Origin of the sequence: Ramlibacter sp., from assembly GCF_036676645.1 — a bacterium.
GTDB lineage: Bacteria > Pseudomonadota > Gammaproteobacteria > Burkholderiales > Burkholderiaceae_C > Ramlibacter.
The window spans coordinates 80209-93210 of sequence record NZ_JAKFCM010000013.1 but is presented as its reverse complement, the minus strand read 5'-3'; the positions used below and the strand labels follow the sequence as shown (position 1 = coordinate 93210).

Annotated in this window: 13 protein-coding genes; all 13 read left to right on the top strand. The window is 69.5% G+C overall.

Annotated features, from left to right (window positions below; all coding sequences use genetic code 11):
• The first annotated feature begins 2 nt into the window (after positions 1-2).
• The 13 genes from V6M57_RS01905 (at position 3) to V6M57_RS01845 (ending at position 12996) form a co-directional block, all read left to right on the top strand.
• Positions 3-923 carry a branched-chain amino acid ABC transporter permease gene (locus tag V6M57_RS01905; protein ID WP_332813288.1) on the top strand — a complete coding sequence of 307 codons (921 nt, stop codon included), beginning with the start codon at positions 3-5 and terminating at the stop codon, positions 921-923.
• Positions 920-1870, top strand: a complete 951-nt coding sequence (locus V6M57_RS01900) for a branched-chain amino acid ABC transporter permease (protein ID WP_332813287.1) — start codon at positions 920-922, stop codon at positions 1868-1870. Before V6M57_RS01905 ends, V6M57_RS01900 begins: the two co-directional genes overlap by 4 nt.
• Positions 1867-2634: an ABC transporter ATP-binding protein gene (locus V6M57_RS01895; protein WP_332813286.1), complete on the top strand. Its 768-nt coding sequence runs from the start codon at positions 1867-1869 to the stop codon at positions 2632-2634. Before V6M57_RS01900 ends, V6M57_RS01895 begins: the two co-directional genes overlap by 4 nt.
• Complete coding sequence (locus V6M57_RS01890) at positions 2631-3359, top strand: ABC transporter ATP-binding protein (RefSeq protein WP_332813285.1); 729 nt, start codon at positions 2631-2633, stop codon at positions 3357-3359. The genes V6M57_RS01895 and V6M57_RS01890 overlap by 4 nt, the downstream gene beginning before the upstream one ends.
• 87 nt (positions 3360-3446) lie before the next feature.
• Positions 3447-4433, top strand: a complete 987-nt coding sequence (gene dctP / locus V6M57_RS01885; RefSeq protein ID WP_332813284.1) for a TRAP transporter substrate-binding protein DctP — start codon at positions 3447-3449, stop codon at positions 4431-4433.
• A complete protein-coding gene (locus V6M57_RS01880; protein WP_332813283.1) occupies positions 4430-4960 on the top strand; it encodes a TRAP transporter small permease in 531 nt (176 codons plus the stop codon). Before dctP ends, V6M57_RS01880 begins: the two co-directional genes overlap by 4 nt.
• A 13-nt stretch (positions 4961-4973) precedes the next feature.
• Positions 4974-6293 (top strand): TRAP transporter large permease, encoded by a 1320-nt coding sequence (locus V6M57_RS01875; protein WP_332813282.1) that lies wholly within the window; start codon positions 4974-4976, stop codon positions 6291-6293.
• Between the two features lie 184 nt (positions 6294-6477).
• Complete coding sequence (locus V6M57_RS01870) at positions 6478-8106, top strand: hybrid sensor histidine kinase/response regulator (RefSeq protein ID WP_332813281.1); 1629 nt, start codon at positions 6478-6480, stop codon at positions 8104-8106.
• A gap of 304 nt (positions 8107-8410) precedes the next feature.
• The gene (locus V6M57_RS01865) at positions 8411-9055 is read left to right on the top strand and encodes a cupin domain-containing protein (RefSeq protein ID WP_332813280.1); all 645 of its coding nucleotides are present in this window, start codon (positions 8411-8413) and stop codon (positions 9053-9055) included.
• Positions 9056-9074: 19 nt separating this feature from the next.
• Positions 9075-10202 carry a mandelate racemase/muconate lactonizing enzyme family protein gene (locus V6M57_RS01860; RefSeq protein WP_332813279.1) on the top strand — a complete coding sequence of 376 codons (1128 nt, stop codon included), beginning with the start codon at positions 9075-9077 and terminating at the stop codon, positions 10200-10202.
• An 11-nt stretch (positions 10203-10213) separates the two neighbouring features.
• Positions 10214-11053, top strand: coding sequence for an SDR family NAD(P)-dependent oxidoreductase (locus V6M57_RS01855; RefSeq protein WP_332813278.1), 840 nt, complete (start codon positions 10214-10216; stop codon positions 11051-11053).
• Positions 11050-12099 carry a LacI family DNA-binding transcriptional regulator gene (locus tag V6M57_RS01850; RefSeq protein ID WP_332813277.1) on the top strand — a complete coding sequence of 350 codons (1050 nt, stop codon included), beginning with the start codon at positions 11050-11052 and terminating at the stop codon, positions 12097-12099. The genes V6M57_RS01855 and V6M57_RS01850 overlap by 4 nt, the downstream gene beginning before the upstream one ends.
• Positions 12100-12186: 87 nt before the next feature.
• Complete coding sequence (locus V6M57_RS01845) at positions 12187-12996, top strand: phosphosulfolactate synthase (protein WP_332813276.1); 810 nt, start codon at positions 12187-12189, stop codon at positions 12994-12996.
• Positions 12997-13002: the final 6 nt, after the last annotated feature.

Here is a 13002-nt window from a genome sequence, read left to right as displayed (position 1 = left end):
CGATGAGCGGCGTCTTCGTCCTCGAGCAGGCACTCAACGGGCTTCAGCTCGGCTTCATGCTGTTCCTGCTGGCGGCCGGGCTGACGCTGGTGTTCGGCGTCATGGACATGATCAACCTGGCGCACGGCTCGCTCTACATGGTGGGCGCCTTTCTGGCCGCCTGGCTGACGGCCTGGAGCGGTTCGTTCCTGGTCGGCGTGGCCGGCGCGGTGGTGCTCACCGCGCTGTTCGGGATGCTGCTGGAGGCCGGCCTGCTGCGCACGCTGTACGCGCGCGACCACCTGTCGCAGGTGCTGGCCACCTTCGCGCTGATCCTGATCCTCAACGACGGCGTGAAGATGCTGTTCGGCAATGACCTGCCGCTGTCGGCGCCGGCGGCCCTGGAAGGCCCGGTGGAGATCCTCCCCGGCCTGCACTACCCGGCCTGGCGGCTGGTGATCATCGGGGTCGGCGTGCTGGTGGCGCTGCTGCTGTACCTCGGGGTGCAGCGCACGCGCATGGGGGCGCTGGTGCGCGCCGGCGCCTCCAACCGGGAGATGAGCGAGGCGATGGGGTTGGACGTGGGGCGCCTGTTCACGCTGGTGTTCGGCCTGGGCGCGGCCTTGTGCGCGGTTGCCGGCAGCCTGCTGGCGCCGCTGCTGGCCGTGCAGGTGGGCATGGGCGAGAACATCCTGATCCTCGCCTTCGTGGTGATCGTCATCGGCGGCATCGGCTCGATCCGCGGTGCCCTGGTCGGCGCCCTGCTGGTCGGGGTGGTAGACACGCTGGGCCGCACGCTGCTGCAGCAGATGCTGCGGGAGGTGCTGCCGCCGCAGTGGGCCAGCGCCGCCGGCCCGGCCCTGGCCTCGATGTCGGTGTACATGCTGATGGCCGCGATGCTGGTCGTGCGCCCGCAGGGGCTGTTTCCGGTGCGCAGCGGATGACGGCGGCCCGGATCGCCATCGCCGCTGCCCTGCTGCTGGCTGCCCTGGCGCTGCCCCGTGCCCTGGACGCGGCCGATGCCGGCTTCTACCTGGGAACGGCCAGCCGCATCCTCGTCTACGCCGTGGCGGCCACCAGCCTCAACCTCCTGCTCGGCTATGGCGGGATGATCTCGCTGGGGCACGCGGCCTTTTTCGGCCTGGGGGCGTACAGCACCGGCATCCTACTGAGCGAGGGCGTGCAGTCGGGATTCCTGCACCTGCTGGCGGTGGTGGCGGTCGCCGGACTTGCCGCACTCGTCATCGGCGCGATCTCGCTGCGCACGCGCGGCGTCTACTTCATCATGATCACGCTGGCCTTCGCGCAGATGCTGTTCTACCTGGGCAACTCGATCAAGGGCTACGGGGGCGACGAAGGCCTGACGGTGCGCGTGCGTTCGCTGCTGCCGGGCGGCATCGACCTGCGCGACGACCCCACTTTCTACTACTGCGCGCTGGCGGTGCTGGCGGCGCAGCTGCTGCTGCTGCACCGCTTCGCGGCCTCCCGGTTCGGCCGCGCCGTGCAGGCCCTGCGCGACGATGAAGTGCGCGCCGAGGCGCTCGGCCTGCCGGTATTCGCCGCCAAGCTGGCGGTGTTCGTGGTGGCGGGGGTGATGTGCGGCGCGGCCGGCGCCCTCAGCGTCAACTTGCAGGGCTACGTCAGCCCGAACCTGCTGCACTGGACCCAGTCCGGCACGCTGCTGGTGATGGTGCTGCTGGGCGGCGTGGGCACCTTGTGGGGCGGCCTGCTCGGTGCGGCCGCCCTGCTGCTGATGCAGGAGGTGCTGTCCGCGCAGACCGAATACTGGGAATTCTGGATCGGCTGGGTGCTGCTGGCCGTGGTGCTGTTCGCGCGCGGCGGCCTGGCCGGCCTACTGCAGGCCGTGGCGGCGCGAAGGATCCGCTCGTGAGTGCCGCCGCGCCCCTGCTGGAGATCCGCGCCCTGCACAAGCGGTTCGGCGGCGTCGCCGCGACCGATGGCGTCGACCTGGCGGTCAGGGCCGGCGAGATCCACGCCCTGATCGGCCCCAACGGTGCCGGCAAGACCACCCTGATCGCCCAGGTGGCCGGCCAGCTCGCCAGCGACAGCGGCAGCGTGCGGTTCGCCGGCAGCGACATCACCCGCCTGCCGACGCACAAGCGCGCCCGGCGGGGCCTGGTGCGCTCGTTCCAGATCACCCGGCTGTTCAGGTCCCTGTCGGTGCTGGAGAACATGGCGGTGGCCGTGCAGGCCTCGCAGGGGCGCACGTTCTCGGCCTGGCGGGCGCTGCGTGCCGAGACGGCGCTGTTCGACCAGGCGCGGGCGCTGCTGGACCGGCTGGGCCTGGCGGGCAAGCACGACTGGCGCATCGAGCAGCTGTCGCACGGCGAGCAGCGCGCGCTGGAAGTCGGCATGGCGCTGGCCGGACGGCCCCAGCTGGTGCTGCTGGACGAACCGCTGGCCGGCATGGGCGCCCAGGAATCGCAGGCCATGGCGACGCTGATCGCCGGGCTGCGCCAGGAGTTCACCGTGCTGCTGGTCGAGCACGATGTCGACGCCGTATTCCGGCTGGCCGATTCGGTGTCGGTGTTGGTCAACGGCCGCATCATCGCCAGCGGACGGCCGGACGAGGTCCGGGCCGACCCGGCCGTGGAAGCCGCCTACCTCGGCAGTGCGGAAGGGGAGACCGCATGACCTCACCCGGCGTGGCCCCCGGCTTGCTGCGCGTGCAGGGCCTGTGTTCGGGCTACGGCCGCAGCCAGGTGCTGTTCGGTGTCGACCTGCACATCGGCGAGGGCGAAATCCTGGGCGTGCTGGGTCGCAACGGCATGGGCAAGACCACCCTGGTGCGGTCGATCATGGGGCTGCTGCGGCCCACCGGGGGCACCGTCGAACTGGGCGGTCGCGCGATCGTGGGGCTGGCGCCGCACCGGGTGGCCCGCCAGGGGATCGCGGTGGTTCCCGAGGGGCGCCAGGTCTTCGCCAACCTGAGCGTGCTGGAACACCTGACCGCTTTTGCACGCGGTGGGCATGGCACTGCGCATGCGTGGACGATCGATCGCCTGCTGCATCTGTTTCCCCGCCTGGCCGAGCGCCGCTCCAACCTCGGCGGGCAGTTGTCGGGCGGCGAGCAGCAAATGCTGGCGATCGCCCGTGCGCTGGCGACGAATCCGCGCCTGCTCATTCTGGACGAGGCGACGGAAGGGCTGGCGCCGCTGGTGCGCGAGGAGGTGTGGCACGCGTTGTCCACCCTGCGGCAGGCCGGCATGTCCATGCTGGTGATCGACAAGTACGTGCGGCGCCTGATCGGCCTGGCCGACCGGCACGTGATCCTGGAAAAAGGCGAGGTGGCATGGACCGGGAGTTCCGCGCAACTGGAGGCGGACCGGAGCCTGTGGTCCCGTCACCTCGGACTCTGAGAGCGAAAGAGTGGGATGCGCGTCCCCACCGATTGACGCGCGACTGCCAATGTGTACCGTTGGACCACGACAAAAGGAGACGACGAGATGAAGGCTCGAATTCACGCAAAGGTACTGGGTGCGGTCGCAGCGATGCTGCTGGCAGCCGGCTTCGCGGGCACGGCGACCGCGCAGGAGGCCACGCTGCGGCTGGTCAGCGCCTTCGCCGAGAACGGCATCTACGTGCAGCGCCTGCAGCCGTGGATCAAGAAGTTCAACGCCGAGGGCAAGGGCGTGCTGCAGATCAACTTCATCGGCGGCCCCAAGGCGATCCCGACCTTCGAGGTGGGCAACGCCGTCAAGACCGGCGTGGTCGACATGGCCCTGTCCACCGGCGCCTTCTACACCAACGTGATGCCGGAGGCCGACTTCCTCAAGCTCACCCAGATCCCGGTCGCCGAGCAGCGCAGGAACGGCGCGTTCGACGCGATCAACAAGGTCTGGAACGAGAAGGCCAACATGCAGTACCTGGGACGGATGGTGGAGAACCAGCCGTTCCACCTGTACACCACCAAGAAGATCGACAAGCCCGACCTGACCGGCCTGAAGATCCGCATCACGCCGGTGTACCGCGAGTTCTTCCAGGCGCTCAACGCCAACGTGGTCACCACGCCGCCGGGCGAGGTCTACACGGCGCTGGAGCGCGGGGTGGTCGACGGCTACGGCTGGCCGATCGGCGGCATCTTCGACCTGAACTGGCAGGAGAAGACCAAGTACCGCGTCGACCCCGGCTTCTACGACGCCGAGGTGTCGCTGATCATGCACCTGCCGGCGTACCGCAAGCTGACGCAGGCCCAGCGCGACTACCTGAACAAGCAGTTGCTGGCACTGGAGGCGCAGAACACCTTCTGGGCCCAGTACACCGCCGATGAGATCGCGCGCCAGCAGAAGGCCGGCATCGAAACGATCAAGTTCGACGCCGCCACCGCCAAGGCGTACCGCGACAAGGCCTACGAGGTGGGCTGGGCCAACGCGCAGAAGCTCAGCCCCGAGGTCGCCGCGCGCTTCAAGCCGCTGTTCGCGCCCAAGCAGTGAGGGCGCGCCTCGCCCTCGCCTGGCAGGGATTGCTGGCCGGCCTGGCGCTGGCCGGCTGCGCCGTCATGTTCGCCATGATGATGGTCATCGTGGTCGACGTGACCCTGCGCAACATCCCGGTGCCGGGCCTGCCGCGCGGGCTGGCCTGGAGCAACGAGATCTCCGAGATGATGCTGTTCCTCACCACCATGCTGGTGGCGCCCTGGCTGCTGCGCCAGGGCCAGCACATCCGGGTCGACATCGTGCTGCAGGCACTGCCGCCCAGGGTGGCCTGGCAGATCGAGTGGCTGGGCGACATCGTCGGCCTGGCCTGCTGCGTGTTCATGGCCTGGTACGGCACCCGCGCCACCTGGGCCAGCTGGAGCGACGGCTCGCTGATGATCAAGACACTGGTCACGCCCGAGTGGTGGTCGCTGGCGCCGCTGCCCATCACCTTCGTGCTGCTGTCGGTGGAGATGGTGCTGCGCATGCAGCGCCTCGCCGCCGGCGAGCGCGCCCCGCGGCAGGATGCGGTGAGCGCCGCGTGAGGAAGGCTTTCGAATGAGCGACTGGGTCGTCGGCGCCTGGCTGATGCTGGGCGGCTCCACGCTGCTGCTGTTCATCGGCATCCCGGTGGCGCTGACCTTCATCACCATCAACATCGTCGGCGCCTGGCTGTACATGGGCGGGGAGGCCGGGCTGGCGCAGCTCGCGCGCAGCAGCGTCAGCTCGGTCATGGCGTTCTCGCTGACGCCGATCCCGCTGTTCGTGCTGATGGGCGAGGTGCTGTTCCACACCGGGCTGGCGCTGCAGGTGATCGAGGGCATCGAGCGGCTGATCCGCCGCCTGCCGGGCCGGCTGGCGGTCGTCGCCGTGGTCGCAGGAACGGTGTTTTCCGCCATCTCCGGCTCCACCATCGCCACCACCGCCATGCTGGGCTCGCTGCTGCTGCCGGTGATGCTGGCGCGCGGCTACCACCCGACGCTGGCCACCGGCCCGATCATGGCGATCGGTGCGGTCGACATGCTGATCCCGCCCTCGGCGCTGACGGTGCTGCTCGGCTCGCTGTCCGGCATCTCGATCTCCAAGCTGCTGGTCGGCGGGGTGCTGCCCGGCGCGCTGCTGTCGGCGGCCTTCGTGCTGTGGATCGTGATGCGGGTGCGGATCACGCCGGCGCTGGCGCCCGCCGCGGAGCAGCAGCCCGCCTACCGCGGCTGGGAGAAGTGGAAGCCGTTCTTCGCCTACGTGCTGCCCACGCTGTCGATCTTCGGCGTGGTAGTGGGGGCGCTGGCCGCGGGCTGGGCCACGCCCACCGAGTGCGCGGCGCTGGGCGCCTTCGCCACCCTGGTGCTGGCGGCGGCCTACCGGGCGCTGACCTTCAAGGCGCTGCTCAAGGCGCTCAAGGGCACCGCCAACATCTCCGGGATGATCCTGTTCATCATCCTGGGCGCGACCACCTTCGCCCAGATCCTGTCCTTCTCGGGCGCCAGCAACGGGCTGGTGCAGCTGATCACCGGGCAGGGCTGGTCCACCGGGATGATCGTCGCCGGCATGATGGGCATGCTGATCTTCCTGGGGATCTTCGTCGACCAGGTCAGCATGATGATGATCACGCTGCCGATCTTCATGCCCATCGTGCAGCAGCTGGGCATAGACCCGGTGTGGTTCGGCATCATGTTCCTGATCTGCATGCAGCTGGGGCTGCTGCTGCCGCCGCACGGGCTGCTGCTCATGACCATGCGGGGCGTCGCGCCGCCGGCGGTCACCATGGGCCACATCTTCCAGGCCGTGGTCCCCTACGTGGCGATGAGCATCCTGCTGCTGGCGGCGGTGTTCTGGCTGCCGGCGATCGCGACCTGGCTGCCCGGCTGGATCGGCTAGTGTCCTGTCGCCAGTAACTGGCAGGCCGACCTCGGCACCTGCGAACGGGACCTGTCCGCCGGCATGATCCGGTGGTCGAGCAAGGTCCGCGAAGTATTCGGCCTGGCGCCGGATGTGCCGGTGACTCTTGTCGTTCGGTTGGGGCGCTTCTAGGATGCGACTTTCGCCCTACGAGGTGCTCAAAATGTCAGCTGATCAGCCTCCTGCGCCGCCGAGCAACGCGAGTCCGGCGCCCCAGAGCTCGGGGTTCGATGTGTGGCTCCACCCGTTGCTGCGTGGCGAACTGGTCTGGCAGGACACCACCGAAGGCATCTGGCGCATGGAGTTCTTCCCGCCGGTGGACACCCGGTTGTCGCCGGACGAACAGGCGGACGCTTTCCTGCACAGTGGCCGCTTCACCGATTGCAACGAGGCGTTCGCGCGCATGTATGGGCTGGCGTCGCCGGCGCAGGTGCTGGGCCAACGGCTCGAGCTGATCATGGGCAGCGACCGCCGGGTGCGGGACTACCTCGTCAGGCTGGCCCGTTCAGGCTATCACGCGCATGAGGTCGAATCGCAGGAGCAGGGCCCCGATGGCCACCCCCTGTGGTTCGCCCACAGCCTGTCGGGCGTGGTGGAGGACGGCCTGCTGGTGCGCGCCTGGGGCACGCAGCGCGACATCACCCCGCGCAAGCGGGCCGAAGCCGCCCTGGTCGAAGCCGATCGCCGCAAGGACGAGTTCCTGGCCACGCTGGCGCACGAGTTGCGCAATCCGCTGGCGCCGATCCGCGCCTCCGCCGAGCTGCTGCGCCTCATCAGCGCGCAGGACTCGAGGCTCGCGCGCCATGCCGAGGTCATCGGCCGGCAGGTCGGCCACCTGACCCGGATGATCGACGACCTGATGGACGCCAGCCGCATCAGCCGGGGCAAGCTCCAATTACAGCAGGCCCCCGTCGTCCTGCAGGACGTGGTGCGCTCGGCGCTGGAGAACGTGCAGGCCGAGCTGGAGGCCGGCCGTCATCCGCTGCAGCTGGCGCTACCCGAAGAGCCCCTCTGGCTGATCGGCGACGAGGTCCGGCTGGTGCAGATCGTGCAGAACCTGCTGACCAATGCGGTGCGCTACTCGGCAGCGGGCCGGCCGATCGCGATCAGCATCGAGCCGATGGGCGGGCAGGCCGTGGTGCGGGTGCGCGACCAAGGCATCGGGCTTGCACCCGATCAGCTGCCGCGGCTGTTCGACCCGTTCTATCGGGGCGGCAGCCAGTCGGTGCGCGCCACCGGCGGACTGGGCATCGGCCTGCCGCTGGCCAAGCTGCTGGCCGAGCTGCACCACGGCTCGGTCGAGGCGCACAGCGCCGGGCTCGGCCAGGGCAGCGAGTTCTCGGTCTTCTTGCCGCTGCCCGCGGAGCCGGTCGGCGTGCAGGACCGTGGAAGCCCGGGGCAGGTCGAGGGTGTGCAAGGCCTGCGTTTGCTGATCGTCGATGACAACCGGGATGCGGCCGACATGCTGGCCGAGGTGCTGCGGCTGATGGGAAACGAGGTCAGTACCGCCTACGACGGCGTGGAGGGTCTGGCCCAGGCCGAGTCATTGCGTCCGGAGGTGGTGGTCCTCGACCTGGGCATGCCGCGGATGGACGGCTATGACACCTGCCGGGCACTGCGCGCGACCCCGTGGGGTCGGGCCATGACCGTGGTGGCGCTGTCCGGCTGGGGCCAACCGGCCGACCTGCAGCGCGCCGCCGAGGCGGGCTTCGACGGCCACGTGGTCAAGCCGGTGGCGCCCGAAGCGCTGATGCACACCATCGAGGAGTTGGTGGCCAGACAGGCCGTTTGACGGCGCTTGCCGCCAGCGTCCGGCTTGTCGCCGGCTGTCGATCACGGGGCCGTCACGCGCCTTGGCAGCGCGGAAGCAGGTTGAAAACGATTTCTGTCCTGCACGGCCGGCCGGCGTGTCTGTCAAGCAATCCTGCGGACGGGCCCCGAGCGAATCCTCCAGTGGGAAGTATTTGAGAAAAGCCGTCGGCTACGGTGTTGACAGCGAAGTCTTCACGCGGCATAGTTGTGAAAACGTTTTCTGAATCTCAGGAGATCCGATGGGTACTCGAATGAGGCTGGCGACACTCCCCACCCAGCCGACCATGAATGAAAACCACCGCCTGGTGCGCACCGTCTTCCGGCGGGCCGACCTGCTGGCCAGCAGCGTGCTGGCGGTGGAGCAGTCGACGTATTTCGCCGCGGGCAAGTCGCCGGTCCACGCGGAGGGGGACTCCGAGGAGGTGATCTATTTCCGGCGCGGCCGCGGCAAGGTGCTGCGCGGCGCCGAGTACGTCGAGGTCGGCCCCGGCTCCGCGGTGACCATTCCGGGCGGGATCGCGCACCACGTGGTCAATACCGGCGAAGACGTGCTCGAGCACATCCTCATCAGCGCCGACCTGTCCCGGCCTGCAGCCCCGGCGCGCGCGCTGCCGGACACCGGCGACTACCTGGTCCACCACGGCGCGGATGGCCTGCAGAGGCTGGCCTGCCGGAAGTTCACCATCGCCGCTGGCGAGCAGTCGCCCGCGTGGACCCACGACGACCGGGAAGTCGTCTATGCGATCTCCGGCGGCTTCACCATCGTGCACGTGGGCCTGCCGGGTGGCGAATACGAGTGGCAGTACGCCATGGATGGCTCCAACTGCTTCTGGCTGCCGCCGGGGCGGCCCCACTTCTTCCGCAACGTCGGCGACAGCCCGCTGACCGTGGTGGCGCTGCTGTGCCTGTCCGACGCACCGCCCCTGTAAACCCGCTGGAGTCATTTCGATGCTGATCAAGGAAGTGACGGCGGTCGCCGTCTCCGTGCCGCTGGACATCGTCACCAGCATGTCCAGCCGCACGGTGCATGCCCGGGAGTACGTGATCGTCACGATCGAGGACGAGGACGGGAGCACCGGCACCGGCTACACCTACGCCGGCACCACCGGCGCGCGCGCGCTGCGCGACAACGTCCTGCATTCGCTGGTTCCGGTGCTGCGGGGGCGGCCGGTCCACGACATCGAGGGCGCGTGGAAGGACATGTACCAGGAAGCCCTCCTGATCGGGCGGCGCGGCGCGGTGCTGCGCGCGATGTCGGCGATCGACATCGCGCTGTTCGACCTGGTCGCGCGCAAGGCCGGCCTGCCGCTGGCCAAGTACCTGGGCGGCTGGAAGGACAAGGTCCCGGCCTACGCGTCCGGCGGCTACTACCGCACGGGCGATCCGTTCGAGCAGCTCGAGCGGGAGATCCGCGGCAACCAGGCGCTGGGTTTCACCGACCACAAGATCAAGGTGGGCGGCCGCACCGTGCGTGAGGACGCCGCGCGGGTGAAGCTGGCGCGCGAGCTGGTCGGGCCCGAGGGCCGGCTCTCGCTGGACGCCAACAACGCGTACCGCCATGCGGCCGAGGCGATCGAAGCGGGCCGCGCCTTCGAGCGTGCCGCCGGCCCGCTGGGGTTGTGGTGGTTCGAGGAGCCGCTGTCGCCGGAAGACGTGGCCGGCCATGCCCGGGTCGCGGCAGCACTGGAAACGCCGGTGGCCACTGGCGAGATCCACCAGACCCGATGGGATTTCCGGGCCCTGATGGAGCAGGGTGCGGCCGCGATCGTCCAGGCCGATGCCGCCGTGGTGGGCGGCATCAGCGAATGGCGCCGGATCGCGGCGCTGTGCGCCTCGTTCGACGTGCCGATGGCGCCGCACTGGCACCACAACCTGCACGTGCACCTGGCGGCGTGCACGCCCAACTGCATGGTGGTCGAGCACTTCGACCTGGCCAAGGACGTGTTCAACTTCGAACGCCTGCTGACGCCCGCCTCGCGGGCGCGGCCCGCAGGCGGCTGCCTGGTGGTCCCGGACGTCCCGGGCCTCGGGGTCGAGTTCGATGCGCAGGCGGTCGAGCAGTTCAGGCTCGCGTGAGACGCCCCGGCATGCATCACGATCTGCACGGCAAGGTGGCCGTGGTCACCGGCAGCGCCCGCGGCATCGGGCGCGGCATCGCCCAGCGGCTGGCGCAGGAAGGCTGCAAGCTGGTCCTGAACGACATCGCCGAGGAGGCGCTGGCGCTCACCGCGGCGGAACTGCGCGAGCAGGGCGCGCAGGTGCTGGCCCTGGTCGCCGATGTGGGCAGCCGCCCGCAGGTGGAAGCGATGTTCGCGCAGGCCGAGGCCTGGCAGGGCGGGGTCGACGTGCTGGTGAACAACGCCGGCTGGTCGGTGCCGGTATCGCACCTGCTGGAGATGACCGAGGCGCACTGGGACGATGTCCAGCGCACCAATCTCAAGAGCATGTTCCTGTGCACGCAGGCGGCGGCCCGGGGCATGGTGGAAGCCGGCCGCGCCGGCTCCATCGTCTGTCTCAGCTCCTTCGGGGCCGCGCGCGCGCACCGCGCGATGGCCGCTTACGACGCCTCGAAGGGCGGGGTGGAAGCCTTCACCCGGGCGGCCGCGCTCGACCTGGCCCCGTTCGGCGTGCGCGTCAACGCGATCGGGCCGGGGGCGATCCATACCGAGTTCTTCGATCACGAAGGGATCCAGGGGCAGCGCCAGCGTGCCCGCCCGGTGCCACTGGGGCGGGTCGGCCAGGTCCAGGACGTCGCCGCCGGGGCCGCCTTCCTGGCGTCCTGCGACGCCGCTTACATTACGGGCCAGGTGCTCTACATCGACGGTGGCATGCACGCGCAACTGCGGCCGCCCGAAATGGATAGGCCCTTGCCGGCTGCGTTCGAAGGACTGCGCCGCGCCGACCCCGCCACCGCGCACCAGCCATGAAGTCCAGCAGTTCAGCCGCCAGCCTGACCGAGCCCGTCGGCATCCGCGAGATTGCCCGCGAAAGCGGCGTTTCGATCGCCACCGTCTCGCGCGTGCTGCAAGGCAACGCACGGGTGTCCCGCGATCTGCGGGCCAAGGTGGAGGAGGTGGTGCGGCGGCTGAACTACCGCCCGAACTTCTCGGCGCGCACGTTGCGGATGCAGAAGTCGAACACCGTTGGGGTGGTGGTGCCGCACATCGGCAACGCCCACTTCAGCGATGCGGTGCGGGCCATCCAGGACGTCGCCAGCAACGAGGGCTACACCGCGCTGATCGTCAACTCGGACGGTGAGCCGGAGCAGGAGCTGGCGGCCCTGCGAACGCTGCAGGCGCGGCAGGTCGACGGCATCATCCTGGTGTCGGCCTCCCCGACCGGGACCAAGGCCCTGACCTCCACCATCGACCGGGGGGTCCCGGTCCTGGCGATGGACCGTGCCATCCGCGGCGCCAGCGTCGACCAGGTTTTGGTCAACACGCGCGCCGGCACGCGCGAGGCGGTGCTGCACCTGGCGGGCAACCGCTGCAGCCGGATCGCCCTGCTGGCCGGTCCCTCGGGCCTGTGGACGGCTTCCGAGAAGTTCAAGGGCTACCTGGAGGGGCTGAAGGAGGCGCAGCTCGAGTTCGACCCGGACCTGGTGCTGCCCGGCGACTACAGCTTCGAAAGCGGCGAGAACCAGGCGCTGGCCCTGCTCGACCTCAAGCCACGGCCCGACGCACTGATCGTTGCCAACAACCTGATGACGCTCGGGGCGATGCGGGTGTTCCTGCGCCAGGGCGTCCAGATTCCCGGCGAGCTCGCGCTGGTGGGCTACGACGACGCCCTCTGGACCGACGTGGTCCGCCCGACGGTCACGGTGGTCTCCCAGCCGACCTACGAGCTGGGTGCGGTTTCCATCCGGACGCTGCTCGCGCGCCTGGCCAACCGTTCGACCGAGCCGAAGCAGGTGGTGCTCGACACCCGCCTGATCGTGCGCGAGTCGAGCGCGCGCGGACCTGCAAACCCCTGAACCCGCATCGATGGGGTGCTGCCGCACGCTTGTATGAAAACGTTTTCTTACACCGGAAACGCTTCCCCCAACCTTCTGGAGCCCACGATGTCCGACTCCCATCCCTTCGCCAACCTCCTCGTCAGTCCGCGCGCCGGCAAGCCCCGCATCGCCGGCTCCACCTGGATCACGCTGTTCGGGGAGGGTCCCCGGCAGCTCGAGGCGCTGCTCGAGACCTCGAGCGAGTTCATCGACCGCGCCAAGCTGGCCTATGGCTCGGCGTTGCTGGCCAAGCCGGCAGTGCTCAAGACCATCACCGGCATGCTGCGCGAGCGCGGCATCGAGCCCTATCCGGGCGGAACGATCCTGGAGATGGCCATCCGCCTGGGCCAGGTGCCGGCCTTCTACGACTGGGCCCAGGAGATGGGCTTCACCGGCATCGAGATCTGCGACGGCGTGGTGGAGATGACGCGCGAGGAGCGCTCGGGCTACATCCGCATGGGCGTGGAGCGCGGCCTGAACGTCACCACCGTCGTGCAGGAGGCGATCCGCAAGCCGGTGATCGAAATCGTCCCGCTGAACGACCGGATCGCGCGCGCCAAGGCGGACTTCGAGGCCGGCGCCACCCAGGCCCACTTCATCTACCAGGCGATGGCCCGGGGCGAGACCCCGGCCGACGTGGTCGGTCCGCTCAAGTTCGAGCAGGTCAAGCGTGTGATCGCCGAGATCGGCAGCGAGCGCATGGTGTGCGAAGCCCTGTCGGCGGACGACCAGCTGAAGTACCTGCGCGTCTTCGGCCCGGACATCAGCCTCGGCCACATCGACCCGCGCACCGTCGTGCAGCTGGAAGCGCAGCGCCGCCGCCTCGGCTACGAGACCTTCTGGTCGGCCGTGTGGGGCCGCCCGCACTGGAGCTGAAGCGGC